Below are 17,998 nucleotides of genomic sequence, written 5' to 3' on the forward strand. Positions count from 1 at the left end.
GCGGGCTGCGGGCGTGCGCTGCTCGTCCTGGCTGGCGAAGACACCGGCTCGCCATATAGATCAGCGACCTTCTCCGTGCGCGCAAGAACGGCAGCCCTTTACCTGAGCGGGACGCCGTCGCCGACCGCGTCCACGTCGAAGTGCTGGCGGCCGTACCGGCCACCACCGGCGGATGCCTACTTCATTGGACGGCACCGCCGATGCGCTCGCCGATGAAGCGGTCGGCGTAGACGTTCGCGACCTATCTGGCGGCGATCTACTTGTGCGCCGCTGGCATGACGTTGACCGAAATCAGCCGATCGGGTTACGGCCGTAAGAAGACTCGTCGGACGGCTTCTTGCTGCCGACGGCGTAGTGGGCGGCGCCTCTTCTGAGGCGTCGCGTCAATCGTTTGAAGCACTACCTGGAGTAGTGCCTCACCCTGGCTACGCTGGACAAACCACGCACGGGGTTGACCAAGACGTCTCCCGGGAGCAAGTTTCGGGTGTCGCCGATGGTCCGTACTTTGGCCGTGACCTGCGGCTATAGGGTTGGTCAGTGTCGGCCAGGTGTTATACCGTGCAACGACGCGCGAAGTGTCAGATCCCTCTAGGTGGGGACCCTGACGCGGGCGCCTACTCGGCCGACGCGTCGAGGGAGGCGGAACCCCGCCCCATTCCAGACCCAATCTGATCTTGGACGGGGCCCCGCCGTAGTGCGACGGTGCTGCCTGACCGGGAAGAGACCTCGATCAGGCGGCACCGCTGCCGATGACGAGCGCTACCAGGACTCCAATCGCGACGATCAAACAGGCTATTGCCCTGATGATGTCGGCCGGGCCGTCCCCGCCTTTGCGCTGGCTATTCGGCATTTCACCACCTCCTTCCGCAAGGCTCGCTCTGTCGCTCGCGGCCCTGCGGGGTGAAGGGTCGTGTTCGACACGCGGATGCTTTGCGGTCGGTGGCTTTGAACAGAGTAGACGGCTCGGCAGAGGGCTTACACCTGTCGAGGGCTGCTGAAATTTGTACCCGCCGATGCGATTAAGCGTTACTTGATCGCATCAGCGGGTACGGCGGGCATGCCTTCGGTCCTGGCATCTCCAGTACACCCGCGCCGTCTCAGCCGCCGAACACGACGACCCGCCCACCATCGCTGGCATCCTGACCGCCATCTGCATCGCGCTGCGGCGGCGACTTGACGTTCTCGGCGCAGCGAAGCGTGGATCACCACGACGGAATCAGAACCCTCGCCGTCGACGACCACGTTGAGCAGGGAGAACCATGACCAGCGAAGGATCCATCACCAAACGGTGCGGCTGCAAAGACCCCGCAAGCGGGAAACGACTCAACAACGGCTGCCCGAAACTGCGCCGGGCCGGTGGCTCCTGGAGCACCACCCACGGCACCTGGGGCTACCAACTCGAACTCCCCGCCGCACCCGGACGCGGACGGCGGCTCCTACGCCGCAGCGGCTTCGACGACCGCGACGCCACCCGCACCGAACTCGACCACGCCCGTGCGCTGCTCGCCCTGGCCGGCAATGACACCGGCCTCGCCGTACAGATCAGCGACCTCCTGCAAGCCTGCAAGAACGGCATCCCACTACCGGACCGGGACACCGTCGCCGACCGCGTCCGCGCCGGAGTCCCCGCAGCCGTCCCGACCACCACCGGCGAATACCTTCTCCAATGGCTGGACGGACGGCGCGGGCTCTCACCCAAGACGATCCGCGGGTACAGCGACCACATTCGCTCCTACCTGATCCCGCACCTCGGCGACATCCCGCTGCAGAGTCTGCGGACCAGCCACATCCAAGTCATGTTCACCGCACTCGACGCCCGCAACAAACAAATCCGCACCAGCCGAGCCAGCACCGACCCGGTTACCCGCAACCAGTTCCGCGGCATCCGGCCGATGGGCGCTTCCAGCATGATCCGGCTGTACGCCACCCTGCGGGTAGCACTCAACGACGCCGTCCGCCGCGCCCGGCTCATCCCCACCAACCCGGCTCTGAGCATCGAACTCGAATCCGGCACCCGGCCGAAGGCACGCGTCTGGACACCGAAGGCGATCGAGCTGTGGAAGGCCACCGGCGAGCGGCCAAGCCCGGTGATGGTGTGGCGGCCCGAGCAGGCCGGGCAGTTCCTCGACTACGCCCAACGCCACGACGCCGTGCTCTATCCACTGTTCGAACTGATCCTGCACCGCGGCCTACGGCGCGGTGAGGCCATCGGCCTGCGCGACTACGACGTCGACCTCAACGAGGCCTACCTCAGCATCGTCCAGCAGATCACTACCGTCGGATACGCTCCTGTCACCCGCAAGGTGAAGAGCGACGCCAGCGACCGGATCGTCCCCCTCGGGCCCACCACCGTCGCCGGGCTTACCGCCTACCTTGAGATGCGCGGTCGCTGGCAGCAGGTCAGCGGCGACAGTTGGCCGAACACCGGGTTGTTCTTCGTCCGCCCGGATGGCCAGCCGTGGCATCCCCAGGCCATCAGCGACCGCTTCGACAATCTCCTCACCAAAAGCGGCCTGCCGCCGGTACGGCTACACGATCTCCGGCACTGCGCCGCCACCTACCTACGCCACGGCGGAGCTGACATGAAGGAGATCCAGGAAGTCCTCGGCCACTCCACCATCGGACTCACCTCCGACACCTACACCTCGGTCATCCTCGAGTTGAGGCGCCCGAACGCCGACGCGGCCGCGAACCTCATCCCCCGCGAAGTGGCGTAGCGGCTGTAGGAGGAAGGGGCGGCGCATGACCGAAGGGTCTCGTTGCCCCGGCACGTCGGCTCATCAAGCGACGAATTGCGGCTGGCGGGCTCCTTCGTATGCCCGAATGACGGCACGCCTGACCGCCTGGAGCACCACAAAAGGCCAGGTGGAGAAGGGACATGGTGAGCATCACACTGTGGACGCGTGACGCATCCTGTGGATAGACCGAACTGGCCTCCCGAGGGACCGACAGCACCCGACGACGAGCCCGATAGAGCGCTCCCAGGCCGCTGACCAGGAACTACTTTCTGTAACCAAAATTGGGACCCCCGCGAGGGCGGCGGAGTCTACAAGACGGGTACGACAGAAACGCTCTATCCACAATATCTGCGGTGAGGACACAGGTTTTTCCACAACATCGTCCACAGGCTGGGGACGCGCAAACCACAGCCATGCAACTTGGTTGATTGACTACGCTGCGCTCATGTCATACGGTCGGTGACGGTCCAAACGCGAAAGACCCCGACCGGTGTCGAGGTCGACGTCCCGGCCGGGGTCCCAAGCTGCTTTGGTAGGCGCTTTCGACCTTAACGAATCATTCACGCCCGTGATAGGGATCGTGAATTTTTTCATGGGCGGGACACTCGCGGCGGCCCGCCGCGCCCTGGTGAGAGTCACCGGGCGTAGAAGGGATCACCATGGGAAAGCCCGTCGTGGAGAGGTTCAGCCAGGTGTTCGGCGTCCAGAGGACAACTGCGGACGACTGGTTCGACCCACTGCTGTCGGCCGATACGCCGCTGTGTGTCGACCCGTTTCTGATCTACCCGGATGCCGCCGAGCCGTGGTTCGGCGCTCATGACCACATTCTCGACTTTTTTAAGATGGTTTTCGATCTGGTGGACGAGTCGAAGGGTGACGTCCGGACGCTGGCCTGGAAGAAGGCGCAGCGGCTGCTGATGTTCCCGGAGCCGGCCGAGTTCTGCCTGGGTCTGGCGAGGAACTCGCCGAACGGCTCCGGCGCCGGTCGCGGCTTGCAGGTCGGCATGTTGGAGGGTGTCAAGACCGCCCTCGGTCTCGGCTTCGACAACGTGCCGCACATCGAGATGCTCGCCCTGTTCCAGGGTGGCATGGGCTTGGACCGAATCAGTGACGCCGTCTGCAACGTCGCTAAGAGTTACTTCATCCGGTACACCCAGCAGGTCGCCCGCCGGCACGGAATCCCGATGGGGAGCGTCCGAGTCCGCAACGCGAGCTGGAACACGGCCGACGCCCTGTGGCGTGACGAGGAGGTGGAGCTGCCGCTGAACCCGTTCGCGGATCGGCCCAGCCCTGTGCTTCTGGTCCCGGAGCGGTTCCTGCGTGACATCCCGGTCGTGACGCCGGACGGCTTCTGGAAGTTCGCGTGGGGTGAGCACGCCGAGACGCTGCGGCTGCACTTCAACTACGCCATCGCTCGGAAGGTGACCGCCGAGCAGAAGGCCCGGATGGCCCGCCAGAACCCGGAGATCGTGGCCGAGTTCCTGACGGCGCTCGAACACGACGACCACCAGCCCTACGACGTCGCCCAGGATCGGCGGCTGCGGGTCCAACCCTACGAGATGGGCCGAGAGATCGCCGCGAAGTCCGACGCGGTGTTCGTCCCGGACGACCCGGCGCAGTTCCCCGAGTTCGTCGGCACCCTCGTGGAGATCTTCAAACACGGCATCGAGCGGCAGGGCGACTGGCGACTGCTGTGGCACTGCGCGGTATCGATGCCGGAGAAGAAGGTTCAGGAAGTCTTCCGGCACTGCGTCCGGCACTACTGCAAGGCCAATGAGGTGGCGTTCGCCGGCGAGGCGGATCACGGACGGGGCCCGGTGGACTTCGAGTTCGCCCGCGGATGGACCGCTCGGTCGCAGGTGGAGATGAAGCTGGTCTCCAGCTCGAAGTTCTGGGACGGCATCCTCGCCCAAGCTCCGGAATACGCGATCGCCGCCGGTGTCCAGGTGGTGTACTTCGTCGGTATCGCGTACACCGACGCCGAGATGGCCGAGAGCGTGACCACCAAGGTGACGCGTGCCGCCGCGATCGCCTCCCAGCGGCACGGGGTCGACGTGCGTGCCGTCATCATCGACGCGCGGCAGAAGGACTCCGCCTCGACCATCAAGCCGCCGCAGGAGATGCGCGACGAGCTGCATCGCCAGGACCTCCCGACCGACGCCCCGGACATCGGTCCGGCGGGGCCACGGCCGCCGCACGACTCCGGTGGCAGCGCCGCGGCATAGTCCTCACAGCCCACGATGCCGCCAAACGGGCACCTCATCGTGGGCACGCGGTCCAGGTCCGGCAGGTCATCTCCACTCATGAGCGCTGTGAGAAGAGGCGGCCTGCCGGATCTCACCGCTACCGCGTCCCTTGGATCCGCGATTGTCCGTCGACGCCGGCCCACGAAGCTGGATGGTTGACCCGAGCAAGCCACTCTGACGGCGCCTACGAGCTACCGCCCGTCATCCCACTTCGCCTCTTTGCCTGGAAAGTGAAGAATGTACGTCGAGAAGCTGGTGCTGCGAAACTTCAAGTGCTTCGGGCCAGAGCCCACCACGATCGAGCTCGGACCGGAACTGACCGCTTTCATCGGCACGAACGGCACCGGCAAGACCGCCGCCTGCCAGGCGTTGCTGCGGCTGTTCGGGATCACCGGCTCCGAGCGCGCGATACGACTGGAGGACTTCCACGTTCCCGCTGCGGAGACCCAGCTTCCAAGCAGCCGCGAGCTGACGATCGAGGCCGTCCTCGCCTTCCCGGAACTCGATGAGGACGACCCGCACGCTGACGATGACCAACCCGAAGGCATCCAGCACGACGGTCTCAGCACCGACGTTGACGAGGACGAAGACGAAGACGACGAGCAGCAGCACGAGGACGGCAGCGAGCCCCGGCAGCGGCAGCGGACCGTCAGCCGCCGGGTCGTGCCCGAGTTCTTCTCCCGGATGGCCGCCGACGACGACGGCGCCCTGAAGATGCGGATCGTGTTGAAGGCGACCTGGACCGACGACGGCACCGTGGACGGCACCATCACGGAGGACCGCATCGTCGTCTCCACACTGGCCGAGGAATACGGTGACGACGACTACGCGCCGCTTCCGCCGGCGGAGCGCAGCCGTATTCAGGTCGTCTACATCCCGGCGTCGCGTGACGGTGCCCGGCAGGTGACCAACTTCCTGGGTAGCCGTGTGTGGCGGGCCGCGCAGTGGTCGCCAGGCCTGCGCGAGTTGGTGAGCGATCACGCTACCGCCATGGAGGCACAGTTCTCCGGTGAGCCGGTCGTCAAGGCCGTCGAGGACATGTTGGGAACGCGGTGGCGCCAGCTGCACGACGCGGGCACCCACGCCACCCCGAAGCTGCGGCTGCTCGACGACGACTTCGACCAGCTGGTACGACACGCCGAGCTGGTATTCGCGCCCGATCCCACCGGCCGCGACCGCCCCGCCCGGCAGCTCAGCGATGGCCAGCGGTCGCTGCTGCACCTCGCGTTGGTGTCCACCGCTCTGGACGTCGAAGCCGCCGTCTACGACCAGCGGCACGCCACGGACTTCACGCTGGATGCCGCTCAGCTGCCGAGCCTGACCATTGTTCTGGTCGAGGAGCCGGAGAACAGCGTCTCGCCATTCTTCTTGTCGCGTATCGTCAACCAGCTGTTGGAGCTGGCGACGGACGCCGCCGCCCAAGCAGTGTTGTCCAGCCACTGCGCCGGCGTGCTGACCCGCGTCGATCCGGAAAGACTGCGGTACTTCCGCATCGATCCCACCACGGTGACCTCGTCGGTTCATCCGATCCTGTTGCCCGCCGCCGGCACCGACGCCGGCAAGTTCATCCGGGAGGCGGTGCGGGCGCACCCTGAGCTGTACTTCGCGAAGTTCGTCGTCCTGGGCGAAGGCGACACCGAAGAGCTCGTCATTCCGCGCGTCGCCCGGGCCTTCGGCGTGGACCTCGATCCGTCGTTCGTCGTGGTGGTCCCGCTCGGTGGGCGGCACACCAACCACATGTGGAAGCTGCTCACCGATCTGGGCATCCCACACGCGACGTTGCTGGACCTCGACTACGGCCGCGCCGGAGCAGGCCCGGCCCGGCTGCGCGACGCCTGCAGAAGGCTCATCGCCAACGGCGCCGACCCGCTGGGCGGCCTGTCGGACTACGCCGAGGTCGAGGACATCACCGACGCGCTGACTTTGGATGATCTGTGGCCGATCATCTGGCATCTGCGCCGGTTCGGGGTCTTCTTCGCTGCCCCGCTCGACCTCGACTACATCATGTTGTCGCGGTTCTATCCTCAGTACACCCTGCTTGAGAACGGGGAGGCTGGCCCCAAGGGACCCGGTGCGTTGACACGCGTCATCGGCGAGGACAGCCCTCACGCGGAATTCTGGTCGACGCCCGGGCGTGCTCGCCTCCTGCGGTGGTATCGCTACCTGTTCTTGAGTCACTCGAAGCCGAGCAGTCACCTGCGAGGGCTCAGCCGGCTCACCGACGAGCAGCTACGTGATCGCACGCCGAAGGTCATCACAGCCTTGATCAGGCACATCCGCAAGGAGGTCGGCCTGTGAACCGACCCGACACCCCGGTCCGGGCGGTGCCCCGGCCCGTGACACTGATTCCCGCCGCGGACTGGCGGCCCATCGACATCGAAGACCTCGAACCGGCCGCCTGGCAGGCCCTGCGCCACCCCGCGAACACCGCAGTCGTGGCGGGCCCCGGCGCCGGCAAGACCGAGTTCCTCGCCCAACGGGCCGCCTACCTGCTGCAGACCGGCATCTGCCCCTGGCCGCAACGCATCCTCGCGATCTCCTTCAAGCGCGACGCGGCGGCCAACCTCGGCCGACGGGTCACCACCCGGATTCCCGAACACGCCGACCGGTTCGCGTCCATGACCTTCGACGCATTCACCAAGAGCTTGGTCGACCGGTTCGCGTCCGCCCTGCCTCCCGACTGGCGGATGACGGACGGCTACGAGATCGACTATGCCTCGGAACGCTTCCTCGAAGGCTTCCTCGCAGACATCATCCCCGCCGCCCCCGCATCCCTATGTCCGCAGGTAGCAGCACTACGGGCCAGCCGATTCCTGCCCGACACCATCGGCAACTGGAGCTTGCCGGCCACGATTCCCGTCGGTGACCCGGACGACGCCACCGCCTACGCCGCGCTGCAGTGGTGGCATGATCGGTACCTTCGGCCGGGTCCGGCGAAGGTCGATTTCATCATGCTCAACAGGCTGGCCGAGCTTCTCGTGCGTTGCGTCCCCCAGCTACGGCGGGCCCTGCGCCAGACCTACCCCTTCGTATTCGTCGACGAGTTCCAGGACACCACCAGCGCCCAGTTCTCCTTCCTCGCATCGGTGTTCGCCGACGGGCCCACCCTCACCGCCGTGGGTGACAGCAAGCAACGCATCATGGGCTGGGCAGGTGCCCTTCCACGAGCGCTGGAACGCTTCGCGGAGACATTCGACGCGGCCAGCTACCCGCTGCTATGGAATTTCCGCTCCAGCGACGAACTGGTGCGGGTGCAACACATCGTCGCCACCAGCCTCGACCCCGCCGCGATGCCCGCGGTGTCGAAGGCCGACGCGAGTATCACCGACAGTCCGGCCGAGGTGTGGCGGTTCTCCAGCCCCGACCGGGAAGCCACCGTCATCGCCGATTGGATCGCTCGCGACATCGCGGTATCCGGCCGGGTTCCCGCTGACTTCGCCCTGATCGCACGGCAAAAGATCAGCGACTTCGAGAATCGGTTCCGTCAGTCGCTCGGCCGCTACGACATCAAGGTACGCAACGACGACATGCCGGTCGGCGCGATGAGACTGCAGGACCTGCTCAAACACGAAGTCACCCGCCTACTGCTCGGGCTGTTGCGACTCGCCGACCAGCCCCGCGGCCTGGCACACGTATGGAGGGAGGTCCAGGCGACGCTGGCCCGCGTCCACGGCGATGTCGGCGACGACGCCGGACAGCGGCACACCGCTGACCACCTCTCGAAGCTCACGATCTCACTACGCGAGTGGCTCAAGGACAACCCACCGCGAGCCAGCTCGGCCGTCGACTGCGTCAACCACCTGCTGGAGCTGCTCGACGTCGACCTACTGCATCGCTATGTTCGGTCAGCGGCGCCCGCCGACCGGCTGAACGTCCTCACCGAAGCCTTCCAAGCCCGGCTCGCCGCCGTCGCGCCCGAAAGCACGGACTGGGCTGACGCGCTAGAGCAGTTCGAATGTGCCGACGCGGTGGTTCTGCTCACCGCCCACCGCAGCAAGGGTTTGGAATACCACACGGTGTTCTTCCTCGGCCTCGAGGATCGACAGTGGTGGGCCCACGCGCGCGATCCAATCGAATCCACCTCGACCTTCTTCGTCGGCCTGTCCCGCGCCGCTCAGCGGATCATCTTCACGACCACGCATCCCTACGCCCGCCAAGGCCAAATCGCTGACTTCTTCACCATGCTCGACCAGGCCGGCGTGCCCGAGATCGATCACGGCTGATCGCCAGCTTCGGTCCAGCAATCATGTAGACCCCTGGGTTAGCGGCAACTACCCAGGGCGACGACCAGCCTCTAACCCTCTCAGGCACGTCGGCAAGGCGCCTCCAAACCCTCAACTCCCCGAAGTCTGTAACCGACCACATCTGTCAGCGCCCGGCCGATAGTGCGGACCTGCGTACGTTTGAATTGCACGGAGGCCATCGATTGGGGAAGGTCATCGATGGATCGCCGCTGCGAGGACGTCGTATACGTAGTCGCCGGCCACCCAGGAGATCGCTGCCTCCCCTTCGGCGGCATACGGATCTGCCGCGTTCAGCGCACTCGATCATGTGCGCTAGCAGCGACGATGCCATCAAAGATCGCTGCGACAAGCGGTAACGGCGAGACTCTCTAAACTAATTCGTGACTGAGACTCATCGAGATGTACCATCGCTTGACCAAAAAGCTACGACAGCGTCACCGGAGGCTGCACGGTGTCTATCGCGAACAGCGAAGTAGGCGCGGTATTGGGCCGGTTCTTCTTCGGCGGAGCAGGCCCAAGCCACTCTGTGTTGACGTCAGCCTTCGCTCGCGCCGGCTACGCATCAGATGATCCATATGATCCACGTACCGCAACGCCGAACAAGCAACAGCGGGTGCAGGTGGTATTTCAGGCCGCCGAGCGTCACCCTGCCCGCGGGAAAGACCTTGTCGAGGCCATACTAAGCGCCCTCCGAGTTCATGGGTGCTTCGATACTGAGCGATCAGGCCACGCGGCCGATGACGTCCGGCAGGCACAAAAGACTTTGGCGCGCGCCGGCTGGCTTCTCGATGAAGACGGACATCTATCACCATTGGTAGTCGATGTATCTACCGGAGGGCGCGAGGCCCTAGACGAGCAGCTCAATCGGCTGCGCCGTTCGACAGATGACCCCGCGCTGCTGATCGGCACGGCAAAGGAACTACTGGAAGCCGTCGCCAAATTCGTACTGGAGGAATTTTCGTATCCCTTCAGCGAGAAGGATGATTTCGGGAGTTTGTGGTTCCATGCCCGTGACCGTTTGGGCTTGCATCCAAGGCAGGTCCCCGACGACACACCAGGCGCCAAGAATATCAAGGCAATCTTGCAGAGTACTTGGACGATCGCGGAGTCGGTCAACCAGCTTCGCAACCTTCAAGGAACCGGGCACGGTCGCACTCTGCCAACCGGCGTAACTGCCGACATGGCCCTACTAGTGGTGCGCGAAGCATGCTCCGTCGCGGAGTTCATGCTTGGAAGTTTGGACCGAACCTTCGGACGTAGAAACTAGGCAACCCACGCGCTCCAGGATTCGCCGATCACTTTTCGTATCTCGTGCGGCAGCCGCCGTTCGTAAGGTGACCTCCGGTCCCTGCGGATGATGCGGCCCGCAGTGAAGGGTCCACGCTCCACGGTCACACTGGCGGGACGGCGCGGGCCGACTGCACTGGGTCTCCTCGGCTTCCGCTGTCTTACAGGATTCCGGTTAGCTATCCGCCCGGGGTCTATCTCATTGACGCGCACCTCCACCGATCAGGATTTCCAGGGCATGGCTGACGTCGGGGGCGGTCGAGGGCTTCTGGATGTAGAACTTCTTGGTGATGCTCTCGTCGACGTGCCCGAGCTGGGCGGCGGCTTCGGTCACCAGGCCCTGTCCGCTCAGGACGGTAGCGACGGTCTTGCGGAATACGTGAGGGCTCACCCATTTCAGATCGGCCTGCCGTTGCAGGGCGCAGCGTAGCGAGCGGCGCATGTTGTCCGGTTGTACGAAGGTGCCGGTGCGGCTGGCGAAGAGGGGATCGTCCTGGTTATGGGGTTCCTCGGTCTGGCGGCGGCTGAGCATGGTCAGGGCGAAGGCTGGCAGGTGGATTGTGCGTTGCCCGGCGAGGGTCTTGGGGGATTCCTGACGTTCCCAGCCGGTGTTCTTAAGGAAGACCATGGTGCCGGCGACGGTGAGGGTTCTGGCATCCAGGTCGATGTCCTGCCAGCGCAGGGCGCAGGCTTCTCCGATACGGCAGCCGGTGGCCAGGAGCAGGTCGAACAGGTCGGTGCAGGCGCGGCTTTTCCTAGGTCCGACGGCTTTGGTGGTGCGCCACAGGTGCAGGGCGTGGCGGACTCGTTGGATCTCGTCGATGCTCATGGCTTGAACGATCTTGCGTGGTTTCGGTAGGCGGCCGACGTCGCGGACCGGGTTGGCGGGGATTGCACCGTGGCGGACGGCCAGACTGAACATCTGCAATAGGGTGCCCTTGCAGCGCTGTGCCCCGGATGGATGAGTTCTGGCGAGGGTCTTGAGATAGCGGTCGAGCGCGCCGACCGTGGCTTCCCGGATGGTCATGTCCCCGATGGCGGGCAGGATCCAGTAGTGCAAGTTGTTGGCGTAGTGGTCAACTGTCTGTCGTTTGATTCGGTCTTCGATGAGGATCTCGTCGATCCAGGCGTCGGCGAGTTGTTCCACAGTCGTGTCTGGAGTGACCTCGCCGCTGACGTCTCGGGGCACGGCTCGTAGGCGGTCGAAGTGTTCATGCTCGCCGCGCAGCGCATTGCACAGCACCTTGTGGGCACCTCGGAGAAGACGTCGTTGCTCATCGGTGAACCCGTGGGCGCGTCTGGCGAGGGTGATGCAGGCTTTGAGCAGGTGCATGTGAGCAGGGCTCAGATTTATGAGTGCCATTCCGGCAAATTAGCCGCTCGCGGGGAGTGCAAATGGCCGCTTGGAGAGATGATCACGGTCAGGTGCCACCTGGCCGGCGTCGTCGCGGTAGGCGAGCGAGGGCTTGTCTTCTCAGAGGTCGTGGTCCGCGTTGAGATGCTGGTCGGCCCTCTTGAGATCGGCCGCGCAGTCGTCGGCTTCCCGTTGGCGTTCGTCGTCGCTGAGGCTGTCGTACCAACGCGTGAAGTCGGCAAGATTTTGGGTTAGAGCCTCGGAGTATGCGGGGAAGGACATGCCATCAGCCAGGGTGATGTTGCCTCGGAGGACCTGGTCGGACATCTCGCGGAGCAGTTCGTTGTCGCTGTGGTCGGCGAGGTGCTGGAGGAACCGGTGGGTGACCTCGTTCTCGGTGCTCTCGTTCACGGGTTTCCTCTACGCGGCCGATGACGGGTGCTGGTAGGCGGCGTTGGGAAGCTGATACCGGGAGAGGGCGCCGGTGTCGGCGGACCAGGACTGGATCACACCGGCGAGCATCATGATGTCGTTGTACCCGGTGCTGATGATCAGCTTGAGGCGGGCACCGAGCATGTAGATCTTGCGTGCCTGGTAGGCCGCGAACGCATAGCCCGCCACGGCGCCGACCCCGGTCTCGATGGCGGCGGTCCCGGCCGAAGCGCTGATCACCCCCATGATGGCGGCGTCGCCCATGTCTTTCAGGATGCCGGAGAACGACTCGGCGATACGGAAGGTGCCCTCGGCTGCCTTCCGATAGGACTCGGCGAGGTCGGTCAGGCTCTGTCTCTGCTCGCTGAGAGTGGCACCGAGTTGCGTGAAGTAGACGTACGCGGCTTCCGACGCGTTGCCGTCCCACTGGTTGTCGAGGTCGGAATTCCCGCTAGTGGTGTTGATCCCGATGTCTTGCAGTGCGTCGCCGAGGTTGGCGATCGCGCCGGCGGCCTTCCAGATCGTCTCCCAGTCACCGCCGAAGACCTTCGACGCCTCGCCGACTACGTCGTAGCCGGCGGCTTCTTTGATGAAGGCGTTGATGACGTGGGTGGGGCTGAACCAGTCGAATACGGAGCCGGGGTGCGAGAACGGCTGGTCGAGAACCTGCTCGGTGCGGGCGCCGGGTTCGGTCAGGTGAACGGTGGGGTCCCGGGGGTCGGTGAATCCCATGCTCAGCTGACTCCGGCGATGGGGCGCTGCACGGCGGCATAGGTCTGGTCCAGCCGCTTGGCGGAGTCGGCATCGGTGCCTTCGTAGTGTTTGGCGGCCGCGAACAGGGCTTGGTGGGAGACATCCAGGATGTCGACCAGGTGGTCGAGCAGTTTGCCGAGTTCTTGGCGGACTCCGTTGTGCGCGTACCCGATGGGGTTGAAGAACCCGCCCTCGAGGCCGGGCTCTACCTCGGGGAGGTGTGTCGAGAAGTAGTTCTTGCACTCGCGCGCGTCGTCGCGTGCCCGGCTCAGCATGAAGCCGTAGTGGCGGATGGCTTCTGGTTCGACCTTCAAGGTCACGTTGTCACCTCTCTGGCTACTTCAGCAGTGGCTAGACGAGTGCGGCACGGATCCCGAAGATCAGAATGACACCTAGAATGATCAATCCCGCTCCGATACCGACGCGTTTAGCGGAACGCTTCGGTTCCTTCGTGAAGATGCCGAGCGCGGTTATCACGACGCCGATGATGATGAACGGGCCGGCGACGATGCTCGGCAAGATGGGGTAGTCGGGGCCGCCCGGCTTGCTCGCCAGCAGCGAGAACATCAGCAGTGGAGCGATGCCGCACATGATCAGGAAGGCGCCCGTGTAGCGGCGCAGCTCCCCGCCCGCGTCGACGTAGCTCATCTCATGGGGTTTCTTCGCCGGCGGCATGCCATCGACAGTAGCGAACGTCTTATCGGGAGTCACAGCCTTACCAACGCCCGTGGAAGTCGGATGGTTGTCAATTAAGTCCGGATTCTCACGGGGCAGGTTTTCTTGCTATTCGCCTTCTGTCGTTTCGGCGATGTCGGGCCGGTGGTCGGCGATCCACGCCTCGACGTCCTCGGCCAGCCAGACGTTGCCCATCTCCAGCTCAGCGACTGGTTCCGGGAAGTTGCGGCGCTGCGTCAACTGGTAGATGCGGGTGCGTGAAAGGCCACCGAGGCGGCGGCCGATCTCGGCCGATCCCATGAGTTTGATGTCGCGTTTGTTCGCTGGCACAGCATGGACGTTAAGTGCGCAGAAACTGTTCCTCCGTGCATTCACGCTAGAACTGCACGCACGCACTGCACGCATTAGTTGGTTGGGGTATCCACACCGGCAAGCGACCTAGCTGCCGGCGTACCGCCACGCCCCTGACTACCGCCGCGACCGAACCGACAGGGGCGTCCAGCTCACCGCGTAGGCGATCGAGCTCGCCCAGCAGCACGACCTACTCGTAGACTGCTCGGTCTCTACCGCCTCGACGCCAGGATCCGGCGTCGTGATACCGCCACCAGTACAAAACCGTGCAGTCGTCAGGCCACGGAGCTTCCTGTCGACCCCGAGGTTCGAAGCGGTCCCGCTCCAAGTAGATACGGCGCCAATTCGGATCCGGCGGCTCGTCATCACGAGGCGGCCGAACCTTGGACACGTACCGCTGCTCGCACGCTCCGAACAAGGCGAAGTTCGCCTAAGCCTCGATCAGTGACGGCCGGTTCGCGCCGCCGGCCCAGTCGGGCCAGCGCAGCTGAACCTGATCGTCCTCCCAGAAGCACACCGGGCAGATGTCACACGAGCCGGGCGGCGCGCCCATGCTCAGATGGCCGCAGCACACGCGGGAAGGTCGACATCACGGCGGCCATCCTGCACCACGCCAACGTGGCAGCCGAGCGGATTCCCCGGGCAACCTGTCCGTCATTAGAAGCGTGCGAGCCTCGGCGCCAAGCTGGCCGGAAAGCGGGGACAGGTAGAAGGTTCTCTGGTCTTCGATGCCCAGCATGAGCGAGCCATGGTCCGTGCTACCCGATCGGGCTCTGGCCTTCCGTCGCAGTGACGACATACGTGCCGCGACCGACGACCGTCACCACGAGCCCACGTTCGCGCAGCAATTGGATTGCTTTGCGGGCGGTGCCCCGGGCGACGCCGTACTCCTGGACGAGCTGGTTCTCCGAGGGGATCGGCCGGTTCGGCAGAAGGTCACCCGCGCTGATACGCGCCGCAATGGCGTCTGCCACCTGCACATACAACGGGGTAGGCCCTTCGTGGTCGATCACGGCCCGACACTCCCACTCAACGGAGAGCCATGAATGTTGAGGGGGAACCATGGTGAGCCATGAACAGGCATGGTGAACCGGCGTAGGCTCGGGTTAGAACCGGTAAACAGTGCATCGCATGAGACCTCGTCGGCCGGTCGCGGCTCGGGAAAGCCACGAGCGCACGAAGAATGGCTGATCCGGGCAAGCGCCGCGACGAGGGTGGGTTTCGGGGCGGGTACCAGGCCCGAGGATCGCGGCTTCCTTGGAAGACAACGCCGCCGCCCCCGCCGAGTGGCGCACTGCCCGCAGTCAGCCTCGGTGGCTCGTCGGGGTTACTGCGCCTTTCACAGCCTTGCGAGCAGCGCCAGGGACGACACGAGGCCCGCCTCGAGCCGGCTGTGTAGGGATTCGGCTTGCTGAGACCTACTGCGATTCACTGCGAACCGCATGAGGAAGGACAACCAATACGGGGGACGAAATGACAGACACCGGAGGAATCTTCAAACGATGCGGATGCATCAACACCGCGACCAGACGACGCTCGGGTGATCACTGCCCGCGCCTGTTCGAAGCCGGGCACGGAAGCTGGTACTTCGCCTGCTCGACCCGGGACCTGCTAGGCCGGGTGGAACGCGTTCGCCGCGGCGGCTTCGTCACCGAGGAGGCCGCCCGGCAAGCCCGCGACGAGCTGCTCGAGATGTCACGAGAGGAACGCACCGGGCAGAGCTGGACCGTCACCCGCTGGCTGCGGTACTGGCTGTCCACCCGCACCAGGATCAGGCCCACCACCAGAGCGCACTACACCCACGACATCGACCGGTTCCTGATCCCGAGCATCGGCGCCCTGCCCCTCGGACAGTTGAGCTCACGGCAACTCACCGTCGCATTCGCGGAGATCGGCAAAGCCACCAACCGGCACGGGGCTCCGAACACCGTCTGCACCCTGCAACACGTACACACCACCCTGCGAGCAGCACTCAATGCCGCAGTCCGCGAAGGTCTCATCACCGGGAATCCGGCCACCCGGGTCGAGCTACCGGCACGCGAACAGCCTCATGCCGAGGTCTGGACCGAGCCACGCGTCGCCGCGTGGCGAGCCACCGGCGAGCATCCCGTGGTCGCGGTCTGGACACCCGAACAACTGGCCGAGTTCCTGCACGCGGTACGCCACGACGGCCTCTACGCCTTCTGGTGGCTCCTCGCACTACGAGGACTACGCCGCGGCGAGGCCGCCGGCCTGCGCTGGACCGACATCGACCTCGACAACGCCCAACTCACCATCACCCGGCAACGCACCACCGCCGGCTACACCATCCACGAAGGACCACCGAAGTCAGCGACCAGCCGCCGAACCATCGCACTCGACAAACACACCGTGCAGGTCCTGCGGCTGCACCGCCTACATCAGGAACGACACCACCTTCGACGCGACAACGCCGGACAGCCCTACCTGAGCAGCGGCTACGTGTTCACCCGACCCGACGGAGCACCCTTCCATCCCGGATACTTCACCCAACGACTACACCTGCTCATCGACCGCGCCGGCCTGCCGCCCGTCCGATTACAAGACCTACGCCACGGCGCGGCCAGCCTCGCGCACTCCGCCGGCGCCGACCTCAAGACGATCCAGGACCTACTCGGGCACTCCAACATCGCGCTCACCGCCGACGTCTACACCAACGTGCTGCCGGCCGCCCAACGTAAGGCAGCCGAGAACACTGCCAGATTGGTCCTGAACGTCGGCGGCGACCAGGTACGGACATGCCGAGTCGGCAAACGCGTCCTCCATCACCTGCGACGCCGGGGAATCGGCACGCGCGAATCCTCCCGGGTCGAAGATCAGCGCCATCTTGTACCGAGCGGCACTGCCCTCGCGTCCCGCAGCGTCGCCCGCAGGGCCGGGACTCGCATGACCGCGGCTTGAGGTGTCCGCAGCCCGGCAAGCTGCCTGGTTCTCGCGGAGTCGAGCCGAGGCGGCGAGGCGTCTGATCCCGACGGGCTGACGCGGCCTCGCCGGACGGCTCCCGACTGGCCCCAGCGTGAGGCCGCGTGCCTCCGCCGTGTCATGACGGCGCGTACGCGACCTCACGCGGACCGCGCAGGCATTTTCTGCGGCAAAGGATTGCGTGGGAGATCGTGAACGTTCCGAACCAGCGAGGCCCTCTGGATCCAGATCCGTCAGCGGTTCTATCGTCGTTGGCGTAACCCAGACAATTCCCGGTGCACCCGCCCGCTGTGAACGGATCGTCGTTGCGAAGTACCGGCGTCCGGGGTGACGATGTGTGGAGGTGCCGGGTGGTCATCCCCGGCGAAGTGTTGGAGGCGCTGCTAGTGAACACCGCATCGCGGTGCGCCTCGCTATGCGCGCCAGACGCTGACGACTTCGCTTCACCCACCGGCTGACCTACTTCGTTCTCGGTGGGTGCTTCCTCACAGGGGAGACCACCGTAGTGCCCGAAGACTTCTTACCGGGCGATCGCCGTCCGCTGACGACGGTCCTTGCCGCCAAGGCCGGAATGGTGGCGTTCTGCACGCTGCTGCCCGCAGTGCTCGCTGCACTCGTCACCGGTCCGGTCATCGACCGGATGGGACGACGGCGGGTCAGTGTCGCCTCTGATCTCACCTGCGGAGTCGCCGTAGCGGCGATTCCGCTGTTGCAGTTCGCCGGCATCCTGCAGTTCTGGATGCTGTGCGCGCTGATGGCGCTGACCGGGCTGTTCCGTGCGCCTGGCGAAACGGCCCGCAGCGTGCTGTTGCCCGCGCTCGCCGAACGCGCCGGAATGCCGCTGACCCGGGCAGCCGGGCTGTACGACGGCGCGGCACGCTGTGCGGCGCTAGGCCGTGTATCGAAGTCGGCGGTGGCGGGTTGAGGGAGATCACGCGCGTCGTTGATCGATAGACGGCGAGGTCTCCGGTAGTTGGT

At 65.2% G+C, this 17,998-nt stretch carries 15 protein-coding genes; 7 read left to right on the top strand and 8 right to left on the bottom strand.

The window, feature by feature from the left end:
- Positions 1-1,259 precede the first annotated feature (1,259 nt).
- From ACQ0O7_RS41420 to ACQ0O7_RS41440, 5 genes are all read left to right on the top strand, one after another.
- The gene (locus tag ACQ0O7_RS41420) at positions 1,260-2,717 is read left to right on the top strand and encodes a tyrosine-type recombinase/integrase (protein ID WP_430791291.1); all 1,458 of its coding nucleotides are present in this window, start codon (positions 1,260-1,262) and stop codon (positions 2,715-2,717) included.
- A 680-nt stretch (positions 2,718-3,397) separates the two neighbouring features.
- A complete protein-coding gene (locus ACQ0O7_RS41425; RefSeq protein WP_430791293.1) occupies positions 3,398-4,963 on the top strand; it encodes a hypothetical protein in 1,566 nt (521 codons plus the stop codon).
- A 258-nt stretch (positions 4,964-5,221) separates the two neighbouring features.
- Positions 5,222-7,282, top strand: a complete 2,061-nt coding sequence (locus ACQ0O7_RS41430; RefSeq protein ID WP_430791295.1) for an ATP-dependent nuclease — start codon at positions 5,222-5,224, stop codon at positions 7,280-7,282.
- A complete protein-coding gene (locus tag ACQ0O7_RS41435) occupies positions 7,279-9,207 on the top strand; it encodes a UvrD-helicase domain-containing protein (protein ID WP_430791297.1) in 1,929 nt (642 codons plus the stop codon). Before ACQ0O7_RS41430 ends, ACQ0O7_RS41435 begins: the two co-directional genes overlap by 4 nt.
- A 472-nt stretch (positions 9,208-9,679) precedes the next feature.
- Positions 9,680-10,495, top strand: a complete 816-nt coding sequence (locus ACQ0O7_RS41440) for an abortive infection family protein (RefSeq protein ID WP_430791299.1) — start codon at positions 9,680-9,682, stop codon at positions 10,493-10,495.
- Between the two features lie 219 nt (positions 10,496-10,714).
- Here the strand turns inward: ACQ0O7_RS41440 and ACQ0O7_RS41445 are convergent, their stop codons facing one another.
- The 8 genes from ACQ0O7_RS41445 to ACQ0O7_RS41480 form a co-directional block, all read right to left on the bottom strand.
- Positions 10,715-11,848: a tyrosine-type recombinase/integrase gene (locus tag ACQ0O7_RS41445; protein WP_430791301.1), complete on the bottom strand. Its 1,134-nt coding sequence runs from the start codon at positions 11,846-11,848 to the stop codon at positions 10,715-10,717.
- A 141-nt stretch (positions 11,849-11,989) separates the two neighbouring features.
- Positions 11,990-12,280, bottom strand: a complete 291-nt coding sequence (locus ACQ0O7_RS41450; protein ID WP_430791303.1) for a hypothetical protein — start codon at positions 12,278-12,280, stop codon at positions 11,990-11,992.
- 9 nt (positions 12,281-12,289) lie between these two features.
- On the bottom strand, positions 12,290-13,033 hold the full coding sequence (locus tag ACQ0O7_RS41455) for a WXG100 family type VII secretion target (RefSeq protein WP_430791305.1): 744 nt from the start codon (positions 13,031-13,033) through the stop codon (positions 12,290-12,292).
- A gap of 2 nt (positions 13,034-13,035) precedes the next feature.
- Positions 13,036-13,374 carry a hypothetical protein gene (locus ACQ0O7_RS41460; RefSeq protein ID WP_430791307.1) on the bottom strand — a complete coding sequence of 113 codons (339 nt, stop codon included), beginning with the start codon at positions 13,372-13,374 and terminating at the stop codon, positions 13,036-13,038.
- Positions 13,375-13,405: 31 nt separating this feature from the next.
- Positions 13,406-13,729, bottom strand: a complete 324-nt coding sequence (locus ACQ0O7_RS41465; RefSeq protein WP_430791309.1) for a hypothetical protein — start codon at positions 13,727-13,729, stop codon at positions 13,406-13,408.
- A 108-nt stretch (positions 13,730-13,837) separates the two neighbouring features.
- A complete protein-coding gene (locus tag ACQ0O7_RS41470) occupies positions 13,838-14,059 on the bottom strand; it encodes a helix-turn-helix transcriptional regulator (protein ID WP_430791311.1) in 222 nt (73 codons plus the stop codon).
- A 451-nt stretch (positions 14,060-14,510) separates the two neighbouring features.
- Entirely contained in the window at positions 14,511-14,654 is a 144-nt protein-coding gene (locus ACQ0O7_RS41475; RefSeq protein WP_430791313.1) for a CPCC family cysteine-rich protein, read from the bottom strand.
- Positions 14,655-14,838: 184 nt separating this feature from the next.
- The gene (locus ACQ0O7_RS41480) at positions 14,839-15,093 is read right to left on the bottom strand and encodes a GntR family transcriptional regulator (RefSeq protein WP_430791315.1); all 255 of its coding nucleotides are present in this window, start codon (positions 15,091-15,093) and stop codon (positions 14,839-14,841) included.
- Between the two features lie 607 nt (positions 15,094-15,700).
- Here ACQ0O7_RS41480 and ACQ0O7_RS41485 point away from each other — a divergent pair.
- Together ACQ0O7_RS41485 and ACQ0O7_RS41490 are read left to right on the top strand one after the other, a co-directional pair.
- Positions 15,701-16,999, top strand: a complete 1,299-nt coding sequence (locus ACQ0O7_RS41485) for a tyrosine-type recombinase/integrase (RefSeq protein WP_430791317.1) — start codon at positions 15,701-15,703, stop codon at positions 16,997-16,999.
- 526 nt (positions 17,000-17,525) lie between these two features.
- Entirely contained in the window at positions 17,526-17,945 is a 420-nt protein-coding gene (locus tag ACQ0O7_RS41490) for an MFS transporter (RefSeq protein ID WP_430791319.1), read from the top strand.
- Positions 17,946-17,998 lie beyond the last annotated feature (53 nt).

The sequence above is a fragment of the Actinoplanes sp. G11-F43 genome, from assembly GCF_050589265.1.
GTDB lineage: Bacteria > Actinomycetota > Actinomycetes > Mycobacteriales > Micromonosporaceae > Actinoplanes.